We start from the raw sequence: 22,688 nt of genomic DNA, 5'->3' as shown, positions 1-22,688 counted from the left end.
CTAAGCCAAATGCCCGCTAGCGGCTGCCGAAAATCGCCGATCCAACCCTGACGCTTGTCGCGCCGAAGGCGATCGCGGTTTCGTAGTCGCCGGACATACCCATCGAAAGCTCCTCCACACCTGCCTCCGTGCTGAGCTTTTCCAGCAGCGCGAAGTGCGGACCGGGATTCTCATCGGCTGGCGGAATGCACATCAGACCTTCGATGGCGAGGCCGTGGACGTCGCGGCAGCGGGTGACGAAGGCGACGGCTTCGCGGGATTCGATGCCGGCCTTTTGCGGTTCCGAGCCGGTGTTAACCTGAACGTAGAGCCTTGGTGATCGGCCTTGTCTGGCGATTTCCTTGGCGAGTTCGGCAGCGATCTTCTCGCGATCGACCGTTTCGATGACGTCGAACAGCGCGACGGCTTCCTTCGCCTTATTGGATTGCAGTGGACCGATCAGATGCAGTTCGATATCGGGGAAGGCTTCCTTCAGCGCCGGCCATTTGGCTTGGGCTTCCTGGACGCGGTTCTCGCCGAAGATACGCTGGCCGGCTTCGATGACCGGGCTGATATCGGCGGCGTCGAAGGTCTTCGAGACCGCGACCAGCGTCACCGCGCCGGCTTGCCGTCCTGCCTCGCGCTCGGCGGCGGTGATCTTCGCCTTGACCGTGAAAAACTGTTCGACGGCGCTCGCCATGCCTATATCTGCCCCTAGTTTCTATCCTACCGGATCGCTGCAGTTGACGGGTCCGGCAATCCATGGTGAACACCGCGACGACATTTCCTGAGCCGCCGGGCATTGTCCGGCCGTTCGCGCCTGCTTTTTAAGTGAAAAACATCCGATGGCAACCGAACGATACAATCCGCGCGCATCAGAGCCCAAATGGCAGAAGGCCTGGGACGCCAAGAAGCTGTTCGAGGCTGACAACGACGACCCGCGCCCGAAATACTACGTGCTCGAGATGTTCCCTTATCCGTCGGGGCGCATCCATATCGGCCATACCCGCAACTACACGATGGGCGACGTGGTGGCGCGCTACAAGCGAGCCAAGGGTTTCAACGTGCTGCACCCGATGGGCTGGGATGCCTTCGGCATGCCGGCCGAGAACGCGGCGATGCAGAACAAGGTCCATCCCAAGGACTGGACCTACCAGAACATCGCCGCCATGCGCGAGCAGCTCAAGGTCATGGGTCTGTCGCTCGACTGGGCACGCGAATTCGCCACCTGCGATGTCGACTACTACCACCGCCAGCAGATGCTGTTCCTCGATTTCGTCGAGAAGCGGCTGGTGACGCGCAAATCCTCCAAGGTCAATTGGGATCCGGAGGACATGACGGTGCTTGCCAACGAGCAGGTCATCGACGGACGCGGCTGGCGCTCGGGCGCGCTGGTCGAACAGCGCGAGCTGACGCAGTGGTTCTTCAAGATCACCGATTATGCGCAGGATCTGCTGGACTCGCTGGAAGGCCTCGACGAATGGCCGGAAAAAGTGAAGCTGATGCAGGCGAACTGGATCGGCCGTTCGGAAGGCCTGCTGATCCGCTGGCCGCTGGCCACTCCAGTCGACGGCGAAGATGAGCTGGAAGTCTACACGACGCGGCCCGACACCATCTTCGGCGCCTCCTTCATGGCGGTCGCAGCTGATCATCCGCTGGCGAAGAAGGCGGCCGAAAGCAATCCGGCGCTGGCCAAGTTCATCGACGAGGTTCGCCATATGGGCACTTCAGTGGCGGCACTGGAGACAGCCGAGAAGAGGGGTTTCGATACCGGCGTCCGCGTCGTCCATCCGTTCGACGAGGCGTGGACGCTGCCTGTCTATGTCGCCAATTTTGTGCTGATGGAGTACGGCACCGGCGCCATCTTCGGCTGCCCGTCCGGTGACCAGCGCGACCTCGACTTCGCTAACAGATACGGCCTGCCAGTCATTCCGGTGGTGATGCCGGAAGGCGAGAACCAGGGAAACTTCCAGATCATCGACGAGGCCTATGTCGGCGACGGCGTGATGATCAATTCGCGCTTCCTCGACGGCATGAAACCTGATCAGGCGTTCGACGAGGTGGCGAAGCTGCTGGAACAAAAGACCATCGGCAATCGGCCGATGGCCGAGCGCAAGGTCAACTTCCGCCTGCGCGACTGGGGAATTTCGCGTCAGCGCTACTGGGGCTGTCCGATCCCGATGATCCACTGCGAGGATTGCGGCGTGGTGCCGGTGCCGAAGGCGGACCTGCCGGTCAGGCTGCCTGACGATATCGAGTTTGACCGGCCGGGCAATCCGCTCGACCGCCATCCGACATGGCGGCATGTGAAATGCCCGCAATGCGGCAAGGATGCACGTCGCGAAACCGACACGATGGACACCTTCGTCGATTCGTCCTGGTATTTCGCGCGCTTCACCGCGCCCTGGGCGAACGACCCGACCGATCCCAAGGCAGCTACCGAATGGCTGCCGGTCGACCAGTATATCGGCGGCATCGAGCACGCCATTTTGCACCTTCTCTATTCACGCTTCTTCACCCGCGCCATGCGCGAGACCGGACATGTCGATCTGGCCGAGCCATTCAAGGGCCTGTTCACGCAAGGTATGGTGGTGCACGAGACCTATCGGGTCGGCAGTGGCTCCAACAGCCGCTGGCTTGCGCCCAGCGAGGTTCGGCTGGAGGACGTCGACGGCAAACGCCGGGCCATCGAAATCGCGACCGGTGAAGAGGCGGTGATCGGCCCGCTCGAAAAAATGTCGAAGTCGAAGAAGAACACGGTGAGCCCGGAAGAGATCACCGACGGCTACGGCGCCGACACCGCCCGCTGGTTCATGCTGTCGGACTCGCCGCCCGAGCGTGACGTGGAATGGACTGACGAGGGTGCTGCCGGCGCGCACCGCTTCATCCAGCGTATCTGGCGCTTGGTGTCGACAGCTGCCGAATCGCTCGCTGCAGTCCAGCCGGCAGCGGCGAAGGAGGGCGAGGCAGGAACTGTTTCCAAGGCCGCGCACAAGGCGTTGAAATCGGTCGGCGAGGATATCGAAAAGCTCGCCTTCAATCGCGCCATCGCCCGCATCTACGAGCTCGCCAACGCGCTCACCACGCCGCTCAACGAGGCGGCCGAAGGCAAGGCCGATCCGGCGCTCAAGGCTGCGTGCCGGCAAGCCGTCGACATCCTCGTGCATCTGATTGCGCCGGTCATGCCGCATCTGGCCGAGGAATGCTGGCAGACGCTCGGCGGCACCGATCTGGTCGCCGAACGGCCCTGGCCTGTCTATGATCCGTCGCTTGTCATCGACAGCGAGATCGTGCTGCCGATCCAGGTCAACGGCAAGAAACGCGGCGATTTGACAATTGCCCGCGACGCGGACCAAGGTGCCGTCGAAAAAGCGGTTCTGGCTCTCGACTTCGTGCAGAAAGCGCTCGAAGGTAAGGCACCGCGCAAGGTGATCATCGTCCCGCAGAGGATCGTCAATGTCGTTGCCTGATCCGAGGAAGACAGAAGTGGCGAATTTGCTGCGCCGTACCGCGCTGTATGGCCTGGTCGCTTCGGTTGCGCTGGTTTCGGCCTGCACGGTGCGCCCGCTCTATTCGAGCGCGCCGCTGTCGGCCGGTTCGCAAGTCGGGGCTGCCGCCGAACTCGGGTCCATCTCGGTCAAGCCGGTCAACACCCGCTACGCCCAGCAGGTCCGCAACAATCTGATCTTCGCGCTTGGCCAGGGCGCAGGCGAGCCGGCGTCGCCCGCCTATTCGCTCGATCTCGGCGTTACCGAACTTGTTGAATCCGCTGCGACCGTGCAGGTCACGACCGATGACGACGAGCCGACAGCGGGCACGGTGACACTGACCGCGAATTATGTGCTGACCGACGCCAAGACCGGCAAGACCATCGCGACCGGCCGGCGCTCGATAGCGTCGTCCTTCGACAGGCCCCGTCAGGAATTTGCCTCCTACCGGGCGCAAATCGACGCCGAAAACCGCGCGGCGCGCGAACTGGCGGACCTGCTGCGCCTGTCGATCGCCCAGAATCTGGTCAAGCACGGCAAGACGGTGGCGGGTTAAACTTTTCGGCGTGGATCGAGACGTTCCGGTTACGCCGAGGTCTAGCTGCTCGCGCACAAAAAAAGGCCGATTGCTCGGCCTTTTTTACGGGAACGCGGCGTCTTAAATTTCAGCCGATCTTCTGGATTTCAGCCGATCTTCTGGCCGGTCTTGGCCCAGTCTGCGAGGAACTGCTCCAGGCCCTTGTCGGTCAGCGGGTTCTTGACCAGCGCCTTCAGCGTCGCCGGCGGAGCGGTGATGACGTCGGCGCCGATCAGTGCGGCCTGCTTGACATGGTTCACCGTGCGCACCGAGGCGGTCAGGATCTCGGTCTGGAAATCATAGTTGTCGTAGATGGTGCGGATGTCAGCAATCAGTTCCATGCCGTCCCAGCCGGAATCGTCGATGCGGCCGACGAAGGGCGAGATGAAGGAGGCGCCGGCCTTGGCGGCGAGCAGCGCCTGGGTGGCCGAGAAGCACAAAGTAACATTGACCATGCGGCCCTCCGACCGGATGTCCTTGCAGGCCCTCAGGCCGTCGAGCGTCAGCGGCACCTTGATGCAGACATTATCGGCGATCCTGGCCAGGATCTTGGCCTCCGCCATCATGTCCGTGTATTCGGTGGCGACGACTTCGGCCGAGACCGGGCCCTTGACGATCTCGCAGATCTCTCTGGTGACGTCGGCGATCTTGCCGCCGGATTTGAGGATCAGCGAGGGATTGGTGGTGACGCCGTCGAGCAGCCCCAAATCGTTCAGCTCACGGATTTCCTTGACATCGGCGGTGTCGACAAAAAATTTCATGACGGTCTCCTGAAGAATTTTTCATGTGCATGTCATGCACATTTGGGGTCGGACTTTGATCTAGACCAAAGTCGGGGCAAGGTCACGCCTCATGATCGAAGATTCGCCCTTTGTCGCGGCCGCACCGGTGCTGGTGCCGATGCCCGCCGAGCGGCCTTACACCTATGCCGTGCCCGCCGGCATGCGCGTGGTGCCGGGCTCGATCGTGCGCGTTCCGCTCGGCCCGCGCCAGGTCGCCGGCATCGTCTGGGACGGCGCCGTCGAAAAGGTCGATGCCAAGAAACTGCGCCCGATCGAGCAGGTCTTCGACTGCCCGCCGATCGACCGCGCCATGCGCCGCTTCGTCGACTGGATCGCGCAATACACGCTGTCGCCGCCCGGCATGGTGGCGCGCATGCTGCTGCGGGCGCCGGAGGCCTTCGACCCGGAACCGTGGATCGAAGGACTGCAACGGACCTTCGCCAAACCCGACCGGATGACGGGTGCGAGGATGCGCGTGCTGGAAACAGCCGAAGGCGGGCTCGCCTGGACGCGGTCCGGTCTGGCGCATGCCGCCGGCGTCTCGTCGACCGTTATCGACGGGCTGAAAGCGCAAGGCGTGTTCGATACGGTTATGATCCCGCCGCGACCGGTGGTCGCAGCACCCGATCCGAATTACGCCCAGCCTTCGCTGATGCCGGACCAGAGCGATGCGGCCGAGATGCTGCGCACCAATGTCGCCGCCGGCGCATTCGGCGTCACGCTGCTCGACGGGGTGACCGGATCGGGCAAGACGGAGGTCTATTTCGAGGCGGTTGCGGCGGCGCTCGACCGTGGCATGCAGGTGCTGATCCTGCTGCCGGAGATCGCGCTGACCCATGCCTTCCTTGAGCGCTTCCAGGAACGGTTCGGCGCCAAGCCGGCGGAATGGCACTCGGACCTGCCGCCAAGGATGCGCGAGCGCGTCTGGCGGCAAGTGGCGGAAGGTGGCGTGCGCGTCGTTGCCGGCGCGCGTTCGGCGCTGTTCCTGCCGTTCAGGGAACTCGGGCTGATCGTCGTCGACGAGGAGCACGACCCGGCCTACAAGCAGGAAGACCGCGTCTTCTACAATGCGCGCGACATGGCGGTGGTGCGCGGCCATATCGGCGGCTTTCCTGTGGTGCTCGCCTCAGCCACGCCGTCGGTCGAAAGCCGGGTCAATGCGAGCCAAGGCCGCTATAGCAGGGCGGTGCTTTCGGCGCGCTTCGCCGAGGCGGCGCTTCCCGACCTGAAGACGATCGACATGCGCCGCGCTCCGCCGGCGCGCGGCGGTTTCCTGTCGCCGGTGCTGCTTGGCCATATACGGCAGACGTTGGACAAAAAGGAACAGTCGCTGCTGTTCCTTAACCGGCGCGGCTATGCGCCGCTGACGCTGTGCCGGGTCTGCGGCCATCGCTTCGGCTGCCCGGTCTGCTCGGCCTGGCTGGTCGAGCACCGCTTTCGCGGCCAGCTCGTCTGCCACCATTGCGGACACAATGAGCGACGGCCCGAGGCCTGCCCGGAATGCGGCACGCTTGATCATCTGGTCGCCTGCGGGCCGGGCGTCGAACGCATCGCCGAAGAGGTCGTCGCGCATTTCCCCGACGCCCGAACCATCGTCTTGTCGTCTGACCTGATGGGCGGCGTGCGGCGGCTGAGGTTAGAGCTTGAAGCCATCGCCAACGGCGAGGCCGACATCGTCATCGGCACGCAGCTTGTCGCCAAGGGCCACAATTTCCCTGACATGACGCTGGTTGGCGTGGTCGACGCCGATCTTGGCCTGGCCAATGGCGATCCGCGTGCCGCCGAGCGCACCTTCCAGCTGCTCAGCCAGGTGACCGGCCGCGCCGGCCGTACCGGCAAGAAGAGCCTTGGCCTGCTGCAGACCTTCCAGCCCGACCATCCGGTGATGCGGGCGATCGTCTCCGGCGATGCCGAGGCCTTCTACGAACGCGAGATTGCCGAGCGCGAGCGGGCGGCGCTGCCGCCCTTCGGCCGGCTCGCCGGCGTCATCGTCAGTGCGGCGACGCGGGCGGAAGCCGAAGGGCACGCCCGCGGCCTGCGGCGGGCGGCGCCCCAGGCCTCCGACCTGTTCGTGCTCGGCCCGGCCGAGGCGCCGCTGTCGCTGATCGGCGGCCGGCATCGCTTTCGCCTGCTGATCCAGGGCGAGCGGCGCGCCGACATGCAGGGGTTCATTCGCACCATGCTGGCCGAGGGACCGAAGATACGGGGCTCGGTGCGGGTGCAGGTCGACATAGACCCGCAGAGCTTTTTGTGAGAGGCCGTCAGCTCACAGGTTTTCCGTAAATTGCCGACGCCATCTGGCGCATGTCTCTTCCTTCGCTAGAATGCCCGAAATTTCGAACCAGCCATTTTCGAGGGGACAGTATGGAATTTGCGTTTCCGTGGCCGATGAGCCAGGGCGAGTGGCTGGCCTGGTCGAGCGCCGTCGTGACCTTGCTGTTCGGCCTGCTGCTGTTCCTGGCGCCGGGGCTGGCCTTCGGGATTCTGCGGCTGCAGGTCAAGCCTGAGAAGGCGGCAGCGATCGCCGAAGGGCGCGGCCGGATGTCGGGTTTTTATCTTGGCGTCAGCCTGTGCTGCATTCTGCTGGCGCAACCGCTGCTCTACATGGCGCTTGGCTTTTCCTGGCTGTTCACCGCCTTCGGCCGCCTGCTGTCGATGATGTCGGACGGCGCCAACACACCTTTCAACTGGGCGTCCATCGTGGTGGAACTGGTGCTGGCGGCGCTGCCGCTTGCCTTCGCCTTCGGCTTTGTGCCTTGAATCAAGGCTAATTCGGGACCGACGGTCGAACCGCACCGCTGGATGCGACAATAGTGCCTGAAAACCATGCGGGACGACGCATTGCGGTCTTAAAATGCCTGTGCTAGACGGCAATCGACTTTCGGCCGGGGATAGCGGAAGCCGCGCCTCCGTGCTTGGAAAAATGCAGTAAGGTCAAAGATTTAGCTAGAGTTTTCGCTCGCGCCAACAATCTGCGGCCTGTCAGACAAGAGAAAAGACGGTCCGTGGCCCAATCGTCATCGCCAATCTCAGGTGTCGCAGAGCGCTATGCGGGTTCGCTGTTCGAGCTCGCGCTCCAGGCGAATTCGGTGGCCCAGGTCGAGGCCGACCTCAACAGTTTCGCCGCGATGCTCGAAGGCAGTGCGGAACTTGCCCGTCTGATCAACAGCCCGGTGTTCTCCAGCGAGGACCAGGCCAAGGCCATTGCGGCGATCGCGGACAAGGCAGGGATCACCGGCCTCACCGGCAATTTCCTGCGCGTCGTCGCCCAGAACCGCCGTCTGTTCGCCATCCCCGGCATGATCAAGGCATTCCGCCAGGTCGCCGCCGAGCACCGTGGCGAGACCGCCGCTGAAGTTACCTCGGCGCATGCGCTGACCGACGCCCAGCAAACCGAGCTGAAGGCGGCGCTGAAAAGCGTTGCCGGCAAGGATGTCGCGATCACCGTGACCGTCGATCCGTCGCTGCTCGGCGGGCTGGTGGTCAAGATAGGCTCGCGCCAGATCGATACGTCGCTCAAAACCAAACTCAATTCGCTCAAGCTTGCACTGAAAGAGGTCGGCTGATGGACATCCGCGCCGCGGAAATTTCCGCAATTCTGAAAGACCAGATCAAGAATTTCGGCAAGGAGGCCGAGGTCTCCGAAGTCGGCCAGGTTCTGTCCGTCGGTGACGGCATCGCCCGCGTCTATGGCCTCGACAATGTCCAGGCCGGCGAGATGGTCGAGTTCCCCGGCGGCATCCGCGGCATGGCGCTCAACCTCGAAGCCGACAATGTCGGCGTCGTCATCTTCGGCGCCGACCGCGACATCAAGGAAGGCGACATCGTCAAGCGCACCGGCGCTATCGTCGACACGCCTGTCGGCATGGGCCTGCTCGGCCGTGTCGTCGACGCGCTCGGCAACCCGATCGACGGCAAGGGCCCGATCCAGGCGACCGAGCGCAAGCGCGTCGACGTCAAGGCGCCCGGCATCATTCCGCGCAAATCGGTGAACGAGCCGATGTCGACCGGCCTCAAGGCCATCGACGCGCTGATCCCGGTCGGCCGCGGCCAGCGCGAGCTGGTCATCGGCGACCGCCAGACCGGCAAGACCGCGATCATCCTCGACACGATGCTCAACCAGAAATCGGTGCACGAACACGGGCCGGAGAAGGAAAAGCTCTACTGCGTCTACGTCGCCGTCGGCCAGAAGCGCTCGACCGTCGCGCAGTTCGTGAAAGTTCTCGAAGAGCGCGGCGCGCTCGACTATTCGATCATCATCGCCGCCACCGCTTCCGATCCGGCGCCGATGCAGTTCCTGGCGCCGTTCACCGCCTGCACCATGGGCGAATATTTCCGCGACAACGGCATGCATGCACTGATCAGCTACGACGACCTGTCGAAGCAGGCCGTCGCCTACCGCCAGATGTCGCTGCTGCTGCGCCGCCCGCCCGGCCGCGAAGCCTATCCGGGCGACGTCTTCTACCTGCATTCGCGCCTTCTGGAGCGGGCCGCCAAGCTCAATGACGACAATGGCGGCGGTTCGCTGACGGCGCTGCCGATCATCGAGACCCAGGCCAACGACGTGTCGGCCTACATCCCGACCAACGTCATCTCGATCACCGACGGCCAGATCTTCCTGGAAACCAATCTGTTCTTCCAGGGCGTCCGCCCGGCGGTCAATGTCGGCCTGTCGGTGTCGCGCGTCGGCTCCTCGGCGCAGATCAAGGCGATGAAGCAGGTCGCCGGCTCGATCAAGGGCGAGCTCGCGCAGTACCGCGAAATGGCGGCCTTCGCCCAGTTCGGCTCCGACCTCGACGCCGCCACGCAGCGCCTGCTCAACCGCGGTGCGCGCCTGACCGAACTCCTGAAGCAGCCGCAATTCTCGCCGCTCAAGGTCGAGGAACAGGTCGCGGTGATCTTCGCCGGCGTCAACGGCTATCTCGACAAGCTGGCAATCGACCAGGTGAGCAAATTCGAGCATGGCTTGCTCAGCCACATGCGCTCGGCCGGCAAGGAGGTGCTCGACGGCATCCGCAAGGAAAAGGCGCTGTCGGACGATCTGCGTGCCAAGCTGAAGGCGGAGATCGACACCTTTGCCAAGACCTTTGCTTGAACGAAGCCGGACGGACGGGATCAGGTTTGAAGCATGCCTTCACTAAAAGACCTTCGTAACCGTATCGCCTCGGTCAAGGCGACGCAGAAGATCACCAAGGCGATGCAGATGGTCGCCGCGGCGAAGCTGCGTCGCGCGCAGGAAGCGGCGGAAGCGGCGCGCCCCTATTCGGAGCGCATGGGCGCTGTGCTGGCCAACATCACCCAGGCGATCGGCAGCGGTGGCGAGGCCCCGGCGCTGATGACCGGCACCGGCAAGGACGACGTGCATCTGCTCGTCGTCTGCACCGCCGAGCGTGGTCTGTGCGGCGGCTTCAATTCGCAGATCGCACGCCTTGCCCGCGACCACATCCGCAAGCTTTTGGCCGACGGCAAGCAGGTCAAGATCATCTGCGTCGGCAAGAAGGGGTTCGACATCCTGCGCCGCGACTACGCGGCGCTGATCCTCGAGCGCGTCGACCTGCGCGAAGTGAAGACGCTCGGCTTCATCAACGCCGATGCCATTGCCAAAAAAGTCATCCAGCTCTTCAACGAGGGCGGCTTCGACATCTGCACGCTGTTCTATTCTCAGTTCAAGTCGGTTATCAGCCAGGTTCCAACGACGCAGCAGATCATTCCGGCAGGCGTGGCTTCCGCCCCCGCCGAGGTGGCCGGCGGCGGCAATGCCGTCTATGAATACGAGCCGGAGCCGGGCGAAATCCTCTCCGACCTCATTCCGCGCAACATTTCCGTACAGGTCTTCCGTGCGCTGCTCGAAAACGCGGCCGGCGAGATGGGCGCCAAGATGAGCGCCATGGACAATGCGACGCGCAACGCCGGCGACATGATCAACAAATTGTCGATCACCTACAACCGCCAGCGGCAGGCGCAGATCACCAAGGAATTGATCGAAATCATTTCGGGCGCCGAGGCGCTCTAGACGCGCTCCGATGAAGGTCAGCGACCTTCAGGCGGATTGCGTGAGAAACAAAGAGACGAAAAGGGTAAAGACGATGGCGAAAGCAGCGACCCCCCAGAAGGCGGCCCCGAAGGCTGCCGCGACGGCAGCACCGGCAAAGGCTCCGGCAGCGGCAGCGAAGGCCGCTCCGGCCAAGAAATCGGCGGCGCCCGCCAAGGCTGCCGCGGCGAAGGCGCCGACCGTTACCATCAACAAGACTGGCTTGGCCGGCAAGGTTCGTCAGGTCATCGGTGCCGTTGTCGACGTGCAGTTCGGCGAACATCTGCCGGCGATCCTGAACGCGCTGGAAACGTCCAATGTCGGCAATCGCCTCGTGCTCGAGGTGGCTCAGCATCTCGGCGAAAACACCGTGCGCTGCATCGCCATGGACTCGACCGAAGGTCTGGTTCGCGGCCAGGACGTCTATGACACCGGCGCACCGATCACCGTGCCGGTCGGCCCCGGCATGCTCGGTCGCATCATCAACGTCATCGGCGAACCGGTCGACGAGGCAGGCCCGGTCGACGGCATCGAGATGCGCTCCATCCACCAGCCGGCTCCGACCTATGTCGAGCAGTCGACGGAAGCGCAGATCCTGGTCACCGGGATCAAGGTCCTCGACCTGCTTGCGCCCTATGCCCGCGGCGGCAAGATCGGCCTGTTCGGCGGCGCTGGCGTCGGCAAGACGGTGCTGATCCAGGAACTGATCAACAACGTTGCCAAGGCGCATGGCGGCTTCTCGGTGTTCGCCGGCGTCGGTGAGCGCACCCGCGAAGGCAACGACCTCTATCACGAGTTCATCGAGTCCGGCGTCAACAAGAAGGGCGGCGGTGAAGGATCCAAGGCGGCGCTCGTCTACGGCCAGATGAACGAGCCGCCGGGCGCGCGCGCCCGCGTCGGCCTGACCGGCCTGACGGTTGCCGAATATTTCCGCGACCAGGGCCAGGACGTGCTGTTCTTCGTCGACAACATCTTCCGCTTCACGCAGGCGGGCTCCGAAGTATCGGCGCTGCTCGGCCGTATTCCTTCGGCCGTGGGCTACCAGCCGACGCTGGCCACCGACATGGGCGCGCTGCAGGAGCGCATCACCACGACGACCAAGGGCTCGATCACCTCGGTGCAGGCGATCTACGTGCCGGCCGACGATCTGACCGACCCGGCGCCCGCGACTTCGTTCGCCCACCTCGACGCGACGACCGTGCTCAACCGCGCGATCTCGGAAAAGGGCATCTATCCGGCCGTCGATCCGCTCGATTCGACCTCGCGCATGCTCGACCCGATGGTCGTCGGCGAAGAGCACTACCAGGTCGCGCGCCAGGTGCAGTCGATCCTGCAGCGCTACAAGTCGCTGCAGGACATCATCGCCATCCTGGGCATGGACGAGCTGTCGGAAGAGGACAAGCAGACGGTGGCCCGCGCCCGCAAGATCGAGCGCTTCCTGTCGCAGCCCTTCTTCGTCGCCGAAGTGTTCACCGGCGCGCCGGGCAAGCTGGTCGACCTCGCCGACACCATCAAGGGCTTCAAGGGCCTCTGCAACGGCGACTATGACCACCTGCCGGAAGCCGCCTTCTACATGGTCGGCGGCATCGAAGAAGCGGTCGAGAAGGCACAGCGCCTGGCGGCCGAAGCGGCTTAATGGTCGAAGATGTAGATCCGGACTTCTGCTGTCACACGCTGAGAGAAGTGACAGCAGATATTCCGGAGCCCGCGTCGCCGTCAATATACCTTACCGAAAACGGGGTATTGATGATGGTCGTGGGAATTATTGAGACAGAAAACGGTCTGGCGTACATGGACCAAGCGATGGCGTACTGTCCATTCTGCGGCACCCACATTCAGGACGTGGAAGCCTTAGCCAAAGAGAAGATTCAATAATGGCCGACAGCTTTCAATTCGAACTGGTCTCGCCGGAGCGCCTGCTGGTGTCCGAGCAGGTCGAGTCCGTCGTCATTCCGGGCGCCGAAGGCGAAATGACCGTCATGGCCCATCACGCGCCGGTCATGTCCACGATCAAGCCGGGCGTCGTCACGGTGAAAACCGCGGCAGGCAAGGAAGAACGCTACGTCGTGTTCGGCGGCTTTGCCGACATCGTTCCGGCCGGCTGCACGCTGCTCGCCGAATCGGCAGTAGCCGTCGGCGACATCGATCGCGCCGACCTGACCCGCCGTATCCAGGAAGCCAGGGAAGACGTCGCCGACGCCAAGGACGACCAGACGCGCAGCAAGGCCGAGCAGTTTCTTAGCCAGCTCACCACACTCGAAGGCGCCATCCTGCCTGCTTGAAGCGAAGATCAGTCCGGCAATTGCAAAGCGAGGCTTGCCTCGCTTTTTTGTTTGAAGGACAGTCCGCCTTTGCTTGCCTTGGGGGCGGTAGCCGGTGACTGAAGACACAAGGTCGAGATCCAGATGGTCGGCGGCCCTGGTGTCGGCCTTTGGCGGCCCGTTCGGCGGATTTCTTTGGATTGGCAGCGGCAAGCTGGCGGTCATAAGTCTGGTCGCGATCAGTGCCGCAAGCATCGCCCTTTGCTACATCGGATTCCCGGTTTTGCCGGGCATCGATCTTTCCGGATTGGCCAATCTTTCAAGTATCGGCATAGCGATATTTTCGGTGGTGCTCGTTGTTCCCTTTGCGCATCGATTCAAGCCGGACAAGTGGTACGCGCATGGACTTTCGGTTCTGGTGCTGGCCTTTCTGGCCTCGTCTCTGGCTGCGTTTGCGATCCGGTCGTTCCTGTTTCAGCCATTCTCAATACCGGCCAGCAGCATGGTGCCAACGCTTGAGGTCGGCGACTATCTGTTCGCGTCCAAATTTGCTTACGGCTACAGCCGCCACAGCGTCCCCTTTGGCTTGCTGCCGATCGAAGGGCGGACGTTCGACACGGCGCCGGCGCCAGGCGATATCGCAGTCTTCAGGCGGCCGTCTGATCCCAGTACCGACTACATCAAGCGCATTGTCGGCCTTCCTGGCGACAAGATCCAGATGATCGACGGCGTCCTTCACATCAACGACCAGGCGGTGAAGCTTGAAGAGACCGGTTCTTACTCCTCCGATGAAATCCGGTGGGCCAAAGTGCAGCGCGAAACATTGCAGAACGGCGTCTCCTACTACGTCCTCGACGTGATCGACGGATCGACGGGCGACAACACCCAGCCTGTTGTCGTTCCGGCCGGCCGCTACTTCATGCTTGGCGACAATCGCGACAGTTCCGCCGATAGCCGTTTTGATATGGGCACTATTCCGTATGAGAATTTGGTCGGCAAGGGCGTTCGCCTGTTTTGGAACTCCAGAGGTGTCGACTACTCGTCACGGCACACCTTGGACGGTCTCACAGGCAAATAGATTCAAGTCGTCACCGCTTCCACCGCACCCACGACGGCGCGCGGTTCTGCCTCATGTTTTCGCACCCTGTATGCCCAGCGCTGTGAACGCAGCAGCCACGCCGCCCTGGCGCAAGCGTTCGAGATGGGCGGCCGCGAGGTCGATCAGCGTCAGGCGCTCAGCACCGCCCTTGGCGAAGCCGGCCAGGTCGAACACCGCCGCCACCGTTTCGCCAGCCGAAAGATGCCGAGTGTCGAGTGCAGCCAGGGCCAAGTCGAGCGGGTCGGTGAAATGGCTTTCCGGCAAGGCTTCGCCGCGCGCCTCGCAAGCAGCGATCCAGGCGGCTACCACCAGCATCAGATGCGCGGGCGGCGCACCGGCACTCATCCGCTCCATGGCCGAGGCAATGATGCGCTGCGGCAGTTTCTGGCTGCCGTCATTGGCGATCTGCGCCGTCCGATGGGCGAGCGCGGTGTTCGAATAGCGCTTGGCAAGCTGGGCGGTGTAGTCGGCCATGTCGAGCCCGGCGTCTTTCGGTAGCGTTGTGATGGCTTCGGCCCACAAACCGTCGACGAATTGCCGGATCGCCGGATCGGCGAAGGCGCAGTCGACTGTCTCGTAGCCGCTGAGCAGGCCGAGATAGGCGATGGCCGAATGCGAGCCGTTGAGCAGACGCAGCTTCATGTCCTCGAACGGCCCGACGTCACCGACCATTGTGACGCCGAACTTTTCCCAGTCCGGCCTGCCCGCCGGGAAATCATCTTCGACCACCCATTGGCAGAACGGCTCGGTCATCACAGGCCAGGCGTCCTCGATGCCGAGCTGGCCTGATATCCGTGCCCGGTCGGCATCGGTGGTCGCCGGCACGATGCGATCCACCATGCTCGACGGAAACGCCACCTCGTCGGCGATATGGCGGGCGAGATCGGTGCCGCGCAAAGCGGCGAATTCGACCAGCAGCCGGTGCAGCGTGGCGCCATTGGCCGGGAGATTGTCGCAGCACAGCACGGTGAATGGCTGGATACCGGCGGCGCGGCGGCGCGCAAGCGATTCGGCGAGAAAACCATGCGCCGTTCGCGGCGTGCGCGGGTTGGCCAGATCGTGGACAATGTCGGGATGGGCTGTGTCCAGTCCGCCACCCGCCGCTCTGAGATAGGCCTTTTCGGTGATCGTCAGCGTGACGATGGAGGTGCGCGGGTCAGTCAGCGCGGCCAGCACCGCACCCGGATCTTCCGGGGCCACCAGCATCGACACGATCGAGCCGACGACGCGCAGGCTTTCGCTGTCGCTGCTCCTGACCGCCAGAGTGTAGAGCCCGTCCTGCGGCGCCAGCGCGTCGCGTGTGTCGGTGCTGCGCAGCGAGACGCCGACAATGCCCCAATCCATCTCTCCCGCCGCCAGGCAATCGTCGACATAGGCTGCCTGATGGGCGCGGTGGAATGCGCCGACGCCGAGATGGACGATGCCGGGTAGGACACGTTTGCGGTCGTATCCTGGGACCGCGACCGAGGCCGGCAATGCCTGCCGCGTAGTGTTGGAAAGGCGTCTGTCTGTCATCGTGCGATGGGTCTGATCGAGCTGGTACCGGGGTTGGCCGGCATGCGGCGTAACATCCGTTTCTTTCTCGCACAATGGGCTGACGTTGCGTAAAAGTCATCATACAACAATCTATTTTTTGTATGTTGACATAATTTCTTTCCGATCCTACCGATGGCCGGGTTGGGAGGAACGACGTGGCCGCATTGACCGATCCGGATTTGCTGTTTCCCGCGGAGGCGCGTCCGCGTTCGGTTGCCCGCGATCTCTACGCAGCTGTCAAGGATCTGCCGATCGTCAGCCCGCACGGTCACACCGATCCGCGCTGGTATGCGCTCAACGAGGCATTTCCCGATCCGGCGCAATTGTTGATCGTGCCGGACCATTATATCTTCCGCATGCTGTTCAGCCAGGGCGTCCGGCTCGAGGACCTTGGTGTGCCGACGCTCGACGGCTCACCGGTGGAGACCGACGGCAGGACGATCTGGCGGCGCTTCGCCGAGCACTATTATCTGTTCCGCGGCACGCCGACGCGCTTGTGGTTCGACCATGTGCTTGCCCATCTGTTCGGCATTGAAGAGCCGCTGAACGCGGCGACGGCCGACCGCCACTACGATATGATTGCGACGCTGCTGCAGTGGGAGAATTTTCGCCCGCGAGCGCTGTTCGAGCGCTTCAATATCGAGGTCATCGCGACCACCGAAGGCGCGCTCGACGATCTCAGATGGCACCAGATGATCCGCGACAGCGGCTGGGAGGGCCGCGTCGTCACCGCCTACCGGCCGGATGCAGTCGTCGATCCCGATTTCGAAGGCTTTTCGGCCAATCTCGATCGGCTCGGCGACATCACCGGCTGCGACACCGGCACCTGGGCCGGCTATCTCGATGCGCATCGCCAGAGAAGGGCCTTCTTCAAAAGTTTTGGCGCGACCGCGTCGGATCACGGCCATCCGACAGCGGAGACCGCCAATCTGTCGGATGCCGCCGCGCAGGAGCTGTTCAACCGCATCCGGCGGGGCTCGGACGACGAGCGTGAGCGAAAACTGTTTCGCGCCCAGATGCTGACCGAAATGGCCAAGATGAGCCGCGACGATGGGCTCGTCGTGCAGATCCATCCCGGCTCCTGGCGCAATCATTCGCCTGCCGTCTTCCAGAGGTTCGGCAGGGACAAGGGTTTCGATATCCCGACCCGAACCGACTATGTGACGGCGCTGAGGCCGCTGCTCGACTGCGTCGGGCTGGAGCGCGAGCTCACCATCATCCTCTTCACGCTCGACGAGACCAGCTATGCGCGCGAATTGGCGCCGCTCGCCGGCGTCTACCCGGCGCTGAAGCTCGGGCCGGCCTGGTGGTTCCACGACAGCCCTGAGGGCATGCGCCGGTTTCGTGAGATGACCACCGAGACGGCCGGCTTCTACAACACCGTCGGCTTCAACGACGACACCCGCGCCTTTCCATCCATCCCGGCTCGCCACGAGGTGGCGCGTCGGGTCGATTGCGCCTTTCTTGCGCGTCTCGTCGCCGAGCACCGGCTCCGCGAAGACGAGGCGCACGAGCTGGCGCAGGAACTTGCCTATACGCTCGCAAAAAAGGCGTACCGGCTCTAACGGCGCTTGCCGCCATCGTTCAACGGGAGGAAACCAATGCTGCATTTTTCTAGACTGGCGGGAGCTACGCTACTGGCCGCCGCACTGATGGCCGGAACGGCAAGCGCCCAGACGGTTCTGCGCTCGTCCGACACGCACCCGGACGGCTATCCGACGGTCGAGGCGGTCAAATATTTTGGCGAGCTTGTCAAAGAGCGCACGGCCGGCCGCTATTCGGTCGATGTCTACCATTCCGCGCAGCTCGGCGAGGAAAAGGACACGATCGAGCAGGTGCGCTCCGGCGTGATCGACCTCAACCGCGTCTCGATGGCGCCGTTCAACGGACTGATCCCGGAAACCACCGTGCCCTCGCTGCCCTACATCTTCCGCTCGGAAGACCATATGCACAAGGTCATGGACGGGCCGGTCGGCGACCAGATTGCGGCGGCGTTCGAACAGGTCGGGCTGGTGCTGCTCGCTTTTTATGACGGCGGCGCGCGCTCCTTCTACAATTCGAAGAAGCCGATCAACACTGTAGCCGATCTGGCCGGCATGAAGTTCCGCGTCATCCAGTCCGACATCTTCGTCGACATGGTGGCTGCACTCGGCGCCAACGCGACGCCGATGCCGTATGGCGAAGTGTATTCGGCGATCGAGACCGGGGTCATCGACGGCGCGGAGAACAATTTTCCGAGCTACGACACCGCCAAGCATGCGGAAGTCGCCAAGTTCTATTCGCTCGACGAGCACACGATGGTGCCGGAAGCCTTCGTCATGGCGAAGTCGAGCTGGGACAAGCTGACGCCGGAAGACCAGGCGATCTTCAAGGCGGCCGCCAAGGAAAGCGTCGCCAAGCAGCGTGAGCTGTGGGCCGCCAAGGTCAAGGAATCGCGTGCCAAGGTCGAGGCGGCCGGTTCGCAGATCACGACACCGGACAAGCAGCCCTTCATCGACGCGATGGGTCCGGTCTACGAAAAGCACGTCAAGGACGACAAGCTGAAGGCGATGGTCGAGGCCATCAAGGCCGTGCAGTGATCAAGCGGCGGCGCGGGCATTCCGCGCCGCCATCCTCTTGCGGAGAGAACCGGTGACCTCCAGCTCAGAACAGAGACTGCCCCTGCCCGGCATCGCGCGGGTGATGTCGCGCGTCAGCACGGCGGCGCTGTGGATCGCCGGCGTCGGGCTGGTGCTGATGACCGCCTTCGTCGCCTGGCAGGTGTTCGGCCGCTATGTTCTGAACCGGTCGCCGAGCTGGACCGAGCAGGGCTCGGTGATGCTGATGAGCTGGTTCATTTTCCTCGGCGCTGCCGTCGGGGTGCGCGAGAACTATCACCTCGGCTTCGACGTCCTGCTCTACGTCCTGCCGAAAGGCGGCAAGCGTTGGCTGAGGATGATCTCGGACCTCGTCGCGCTCGCCTTCGGCATCGGCATGATCTGGTATGGCAGCCAGCTGGTTGCATTGACCTGGGGTGCCACCTTGCCGTCGCTCGGCATATCAGGAGGCTGGGACTACGTCCCGCTTGTCGCGGGAGGCGCGCTCATCGTGCTCTTCACGCTGGAGCGCATCGTGCTTCGCCTTTCCGGTGCGCCGATCGACGATGCGCTCGATGAACTGCCGCCTGCGGAAGTCGCAGCCGAACTCGACACAGCGAAGGTGAAGGTCTGACGCCATGGAACTCTGGATACTCTTCGGCGTCTTCACCGTTCTGATGCTCATCGGCACGCCGATCGCTTTCTGCCTCGGCGTCGCAAGCTTTGCCACCGTCCTCTACATGGGCCTGCCGCCGCTCATCGTGTTCCAGCGCCTGAATTCCGGCATGAGCGTCTTTTCGCTGCTGGCCATTCCGTTTTTCATCTACGCCGGCGACTTGATGGTGCGCGGCGGCATCGCCAGCAAGATCGTTGCCTTCGCCGGCTCGCTCGTCGGCCACATGCGCGGCGGCCTCGGGCAGGTCAACATCGCGACCGCTACACTGTTCGGCGGCATTTCGGGCTCCGCGGTGGCGGAGGCAGCGGCGGTAGGCGGCTTGATGATCCCGCAGATGAAGGCGCGTGGGTATGGAGCGGATTATGCCGTCAACGTCACCTCGATGGCGGCGCTGATCGCGCTGCTCCTGCCGCCGTCGCACAACATGATCATCTACTCGATCTCGGCAGGCGGAAAGATTTCGATCGCCGACCTGTTCACCGCCGGCATTATCCCGGGGCTGCTACTGGCGCTCGCACTGATGATCACCGCCTATTTCGTGGCGCGCTCCCGCGGTTATCCGACCGAGCCGTTTCCAGGCTTCGCCGCCGTCGCGCATCTCTTCGCTGTCGCGGTGCCCGGCCTGTTGCTGATCGCGATCATCTTCGGCGGCGTGCGATCGGGCGTTTTCACGGCCACCGAGAGTTCCTGTATCGCCGTCATCTATGCGTTGCTCGTGACGGTCCTGGTTTACCGGCAGATGACCTGGGAAGGTTTCGTTCATGCCACCCATGGTGCCGTGCGCACCACAGCCATGGTGCTGCTCATCATCGGCATGGCGGCGGCGTTCTCGTGGTTGATGGCGTTCCTGAAAGTGCCGGCAGCGCTGATAGCCTCGATGAACGCGATTTCAGAGGATCCGCTGGTCGTACTTCTCCTGCTCAACCTCTTGATGCTGTTCCTCGGCACGTTCATGGACATGGGGCCGACGATCATCATCTGCACGCCGATCTTCCTGCCCGTGGCGCAGGCCTACGGCGTCGATCCGGTGCATTTCGGCGTCATCATGATCCTCAACTTCGGCATCGGGCTGAACACGCCGCCGGTGGGCGCGGTGCAGTTCGTGGCGTGCGCAGTGGGCAAGATATCCGTCTGGGAAGCGATGCGCTCGATCTGGCCATTCTATGGCGCAGGCCTCGTGGTGCTGGGGCTCGTCACTTACATTCCGGCCATCTCGCTATGGCTGCCGAGCGTCTTCAAATAGGGGTTGGCAATGGCATCGGATACGGCGATCAGCCTGAAGGTCGAACGCAAGCCCAAGCTGTCGGAGACCGTGGTCGCGGCAATCCGAAAGCAGTTGCAGGCGGGCGAGATCCAGCCGGGCCAAAAGCTGCCGACCGAGGGCCAGCTGACCGAAACTTTCGGGGTCAGCCGCACCGTCATCCGCGAAGCGCTGGCCAAGCTTGCCGCCGACGGTCTGGTCGAGCCGCGGCAAGGCGCCGGGGTCTTCGTCACCGAGCATATCTCGACGATGTTCGGCACGCTGGCCGCGGATATGGGCAGCAAGGATTCGATCGCCCTCAACGTGCTCGAGGTGCGCCTGGCGATCGAGATCGAGTCCGCCGGGCTCGCCGCTATCCGTCGCAATGCCGCGCAGGAAGCAGCGATCCAGGAGGCGTTCTTCGAGTTCGAGCGGCTGCTCTTGAACAGCGAGCCGACAGGTCCGGCCGACCTTGCCTTCCACCGCGCGATCGCTAGCGCCACCAACAATCCGTTCTATGTCGAGATGCTCGACGTGCTCGGACGGCGCGCCATTCCTTGCGACGTAACGTCGCCGTGGTCCACCGAGCTCGCCCAGTCGGACGCCTATCAGCGCGGGCTGCAAGGCGAGCATCTGGTGATCCTGAACGCCATTATGACAGGCGATGCCGAGGCCGCGCGCGAAGCCATGCGCGCGCATCTCACCGCGAGCCAGCAGCGCTATCGTGAGCGCTTGCACGCGCGTCAGAGTTTTTATGCCGACTCGGTCAAGGCCGCGGCAACCGAAGGACCATGAGGCAGCCCAATGGGACAGCAATGAATCACACTGATAATCACACGGACTTCACCTCGCGCTTCGCCATCGACCCTGTTACCGCCGCGGCGATGGGGACGGACGAGCTTCGTCATAATTTCCTGATCGAAGGCCTGTTCCAGCTCGGCCGCATCGGCCTGACCTACACTCATTACGACCGCATGATCGTCGGCGGCGCCATGCCCGCGGGCACGCCGCTGCCGCTGGAAGCGATCAAGCCGACCGGGACAAAGAATTTTCTCGATCGCCGCGAAATGATCGCCGTCAACATCGGCGGCGCCGGCATCGTGAAAGCTGGCGGCCGATCCTACGAGCTGCAGCCGCGCGACATGCTATATCTCGGCATGGGCGCCAACGAGGTGTCGTTCGCCTCAGTCAACCCAGCCGAGCCGGCTAAATTCTATCTGCTCAGCGCGCCGGCGCATCAGAGCCATCCCAGCCAGCTGATCCGCATCGGCGATGCCAAGCGGCTCGATCTCGGCAGCCAGGCGACCTGCAACGAGCGCTCGATCTTCCGGTTCATCCATGCCGAAGGCGTCAAAACCTGCCAACTCGTCGTCGGCATGACCCAACTTGCGTCAGGCTCGGTCTGGAACACCATGCCGTGCCATGTGCATGACCGGCGCATGGAGGCTTATCTCTACTTCGATCTGCCGGAAGCGGCGCGCGTGTTCCATTTCATGGGCGAACCGGATGAGACACGCCATCTCGTCATGCGCAATGAAGAAGCGGTGCTGTCGCCGGGATGGTCGATCCATTCGGGCGCCGGCACGTCCAACTATGCCTTCATCTGGGCGATGGCCGGCGACAATGTCGACTACACCGACGTCGATCCGATAGCGATGGAAGAGCTGCGGTGAGCGACCTCTCCCCATTCAGCCTGGCCGGCAAACGCATCTTCGTCACCGGCGCCAACACCGGCATAGGCCAAGGTATCGCCCTGTCGATCGCCCGCGCCGGTGGTGCGGTGGTCGGCGTCGGCCGTTCGGCGATGGACGAGACGGCGGAAAAGGTCGCTGCGTCGGGCGGACGCTTCGAGGCGGTGCGCTGCGATCTTGCCGACCATGCCGCCGCCCAGGCGGTACTCGATCGCATCTGGGACGAATCCGGGCCGCTCGACGGGCTGGTCAACAATGCCGGCATCATCCGGCGCGCCGACGCAGTCGATCTGACGCAAGCCGATTGGGACGACGTCATGGACGTCAACCTGAAGACGGTCTTTTTTCTCAGCCAGAGCTTTGCCCGGCGCGTGCTTGCCGAACCCGGACGGCGCGGCAAGGTCGTCAACATCGCCTCGGTGCTGAGCTTCCAGGGCGGCATCCGCGTCGCCTCCTATACCGCGTCGAAGCATGGCGTGCTCGGCATCACCCGGTTGCTCGCCTGCGAATGGGCGTCGAAAGGCATCAACGTAAACAGCATTGCGCCCGGCTACATCGAAACCAACAATACCGAGGCGCTGCGTGCCGATCCAGACCGCAGCGCCGCCATTCTGGCGCGCATTCCAGCCGGGCGTTGGGGTGGACCGGAAGATATCGGCGACGCGGCCGTCTTCCTGCTGGCGCCAGCGTCAAACTACATGCATGGCGCAGTGGTGCCGGTGGACGGCGGCTGGCTGGCGCGATGAGGCCAT

21 protein-coding genes are annotated in these 22,688 nt (G+C 63.5%); 18 read left to right on the top strand and 3 right to left on the bottom strand.

All coding sequences use genetic code 11. The features are described from left to right. Positions 1-16: 16 nt before the first annotated feature. Positions 17-679, bottom strand: coding sequence for a YggS family pyridoxal phosphate-dependent enzyme (locus ACWTU8_RS25605; protein WP_455850340.1), 663 nt, complete (start codon positions 677-679; stop codon positions 17-19). Positions 680-824: 145 nt separating this feature from the next. Between ACWTU8_RS25605 and leuS the strand changes: the two genes are divergently transcribed. Both leuS and lptE read left to right on the top strand, forming a co-directional pair. Further along, the gene (leuS, locus tag ACWTU8_RS25600) at positions 825-3,449 is read left to right on the top strand and encodes a leucine--tRNA ligase (protein WP_455850339.1); all 2,625 of its coding nucleotides are present in this window, start codon (positions 825-827) and stop codon (positions 3,447-3,449) included. Next, entirely contained in the window at positions 3,436-4,023 is a 588-nt protein-coding gene (lptE, locus tag ACWTU8_RS25595; protein WP_455850338.1) for an LPS assembly lipoprotein LptE, read from the top strand. The genes leuS and lptE overlap by 14 nt, the downstream gene beginning before the upstream one ends. Positions 4,024-4,151: 128 nt before the next feature. On the opposite strand, the gene fsa is transcribed toward lptE, so the two are convergent. Continuing rightward, on the bottom strand, positions 4,152-4,805 hold the full coding sequence (fsa, locus tag ACWTU8_RS25590; RefSeq protein WP_455850337.1) for a fructose-6-phosphate aldolase: 654 nt from the start codon (positions 4,803-4,805) through the stop codon (positions 4,152-4,154). Between the two features lie 91 nt (positions 4,806-4,896). Between fsa and ACWTU8_RS25585 the strand changes: the two genes are divergently transcribed. The 9 genes from ACWTU8_RS25585 to lepB all read left to right on the top strand — a co-directional run bounded on the left by ACWTU8_RS25585 (position 4,897) and on the right by lepB (position 14,196). Continuing rightward, a complete protein-coding gene (locus tag ACWTU8_RS25585; RefSeq protein WP_455850336.1) occupies positions 4,897-7,080 on the top strand; it encodes a primosomal protein N' in 2,184 nt (727 codons plus the stop codon). Between the two features lie 110 nt (positions 7,081-7,190). Then, positions 7,191-7,586 carry an AGROH133_08824 family phage infection protein gene (locus ACWTU8_RS25580; protein WP_455850335.1) on the top strand — a complete coding sequence of 132 codons (396 nt, stop codon included), beginning with the start codon at positions 7,191-7,193 and terminating at the stop codon, positions 7,584-7,586. A 245-nt stretch (positions 7,587-7,831) separates the two neighbouring features. Next, on the top strand, positions 7,832-8,392 hold the full coding sequence (locus ACWTU8_RS25575; RefSeq protein WP_128342606.1) for a F0F1 ATP synthase subunit delta: 561 nt from the start codon (positions 7,832-7,834) through the stop codon (positions 8,390-8,392). Further along, entirely contained in the window at positions 8,392-9,921 is a 1,530-nt protein-coding gene (atpA, locus tag ACWTU8_RS25570; RefSeq protein WP_029349046.1) for a F0F1 ATP synthase subunit alpha, read from the top strand. The genes ACWTU8_RS25575 and atpA overlap by 1 nt, the downstream gene beginning before the upstream one ends. A gap of 33 nt (positions 9,922-9,954) precedes the next feature. Continuing rightward, positions 9,955-10,839 carry a F0F1 ATP synthase subunit gamma gene (locus tag ACWTU8_RS25565; RefSeq protein ID WP_455850334.1) on the top strand — a complete coding sequence of 295 codons (885 nt, stop codon included), beginning with the start codon at positions 9,955-9,957 and terminating at the stop codon, positions 10,837-10,839. Between the two features lie 73 nt (positions 10,840-10,912). Further along, positions 10,913-12,493: a F0F1 ATP synthase subunit beta gene (gene atpD, locus ACWTU8_RS25560; RefSeq protein ID WP_455850333.1), complete on the top strand. Its 1,581-nt coding sequence runs from the start codon at positions 10,913-10,915 to the stop codon at positions 12,491-12,493. Then, positions 12,493-12,732, top strand: coding sequence for a hypothetical protein (locus ACWTU8_RS25555; RefSeq protein WP_455840119.1), 240 nt, complete (start codon positions 12,493-12,495; stop codon positions 12,730-12,732). Before atpD ends, ACWTU8_RS25555 begins: the two co-directional genes overlap by 1 nt. Beyond that, entirely contained in the window at positions 12,732-13,139 is a 408-nt protein-coding gene (locus tag ACWTU8_RS25550; RefSeq protein WP_455850332.1) for a F0F1 ATP synthase subunit epsilon, read from the top strand. Before ACWTU8_RS25555 ends, ACWTU8_RS25550 begins: the two co-directional genes overlap by 1 nt. 94 nt (positions 13,140-13,233) lie before the next feature. Continuing rightward, entirely contained in the window at positions 13,234-14,196 is a 963-nt protein-coding gene (gene lepB / locus ACWTU8_RS25545) for a signal peptidase I (protein WP_455850331.1), read from the top strand. Positions 14,197-14,247: 51 nt separating this feature from the next. On the opposite strand, the gene ACWTU8_RS25540 is transcribed toward lepB, so the two are convergent. Then, on the bottom strand, positions 14,248-15,732 hold the full coding sequence (locus ACWTU8_RS25540; RefSeq protein ID WP_455850330.1) for a mannitol dehydrogenase family protein: 1,485 nt from the start codon (positions 15,730-15,732) through the stop codon (positions 14,248-14,250). A 176-nt stretch (positions 15,733-15,908) separates the two neighbouring features. Between ACWTU8_RS25540 and uxaC the strand changes: the two genes are divergently transcribed. The 7 genes from uxaC to kduD all read left to right on the top strand — a co-directional run bounded on the left by uxaC (position 15,909) and on the right by kduD (position 22,682). Next, entirely contained in the window at positions 15,909-17,318 is a 1,410-nt protein-coding gene (uxaC, locus tag ACWTU8_RS25535; RefSeq protein WP_455850329.1) for a glucuronate isomerase, read from the top strand. Positions 17,319-17,354: 36 nt separating this feature from the next. Beyond that, positions 17,355-18,332: a TRAP transporter substrate-binding protein gene (locus tag ACWTU8_RS25530; protein WP_029349035.1), complete on the top strand. Its 978-nt coding sequence runs from the start codon at positions 17,355-17,357 to the stop codon at positions 18,330-18,332. A 103-nt stretch (positions 18,333-18,435) separates the two neighbouring features. Beyond that, a complete protein-coding gene (locus tag ACWTU8_RS25525; RefSeq protein ID WP_455850393.1) occupies positions 18,436-18,963 on the top strand; it encodes a TRAP transporter small permease in 528 nt (175 codons plus the stop codon). A gap of 4 nt (positions 18,964-18,967) precedes the next feature. Further along, positions 18,968-20,248 carry a TRAP transporter large permease gene (locus ACWTU8_RS25520; RefSeq protein ID WP_065011186.1) on the top strand — a complete coding sequence of 427 codons (1,281 nt, stop codon included), beginning with the start codon at positions 18,968-18,970 and terminating at the stop codon, positions 20,246-20,248. Between the two features lie 9 nt (positions 20,249-20,257). Continuing rightward, a complete protein-coding gene (locus tag ACWTU8_RS25515; RefSeq protein ID WP_455850328.1) occupies positions 20,258-21,040 on the top strand; it encodes a FadR/GntR family transcriptional regulator in 783 nt (260 codons plus the stop codon). A gap of 20 nt (positions 21,041-21,060) precedes the next feature. Continuing rightward, on the top strand, positions 21,061-21,918 hold the full coding sequence (gene kduI / locus ACWTU8_RS25510) for a 5-dehydro-4-deoxy-D-glucuronate isomerase (RefSeq protein WP_455850327.1): 858 nt from the start codon (positions 21,061-21,063) through the stop codon (positions 21,916-21,918). Continuing rightward, complete coding sequence (kduD, locus tag ACWTU8_RS25505) at positions 21,915-22,682, top strand: 2-dehydro-3-deoxy-D-gluconate 5-dehydrogenase KduD (RefSeq protein ID WP_455850326.1); 768 nt, start codon at positions 21,915-21,917, stop codon at positions 22,680-22,682. Before kduI ends, kduD begins: the two co-directional genes overlap by 4 nt. Positions 22,683-22,688 lie beyond the last annotated feature (6 nt).

It is taken from the genome of Mesorhizobium sp. BHbdii (assembly GCF_053848045.1).
This window is presented reverse-complemented; position numbering and strand designations above follow the sequence as displayed.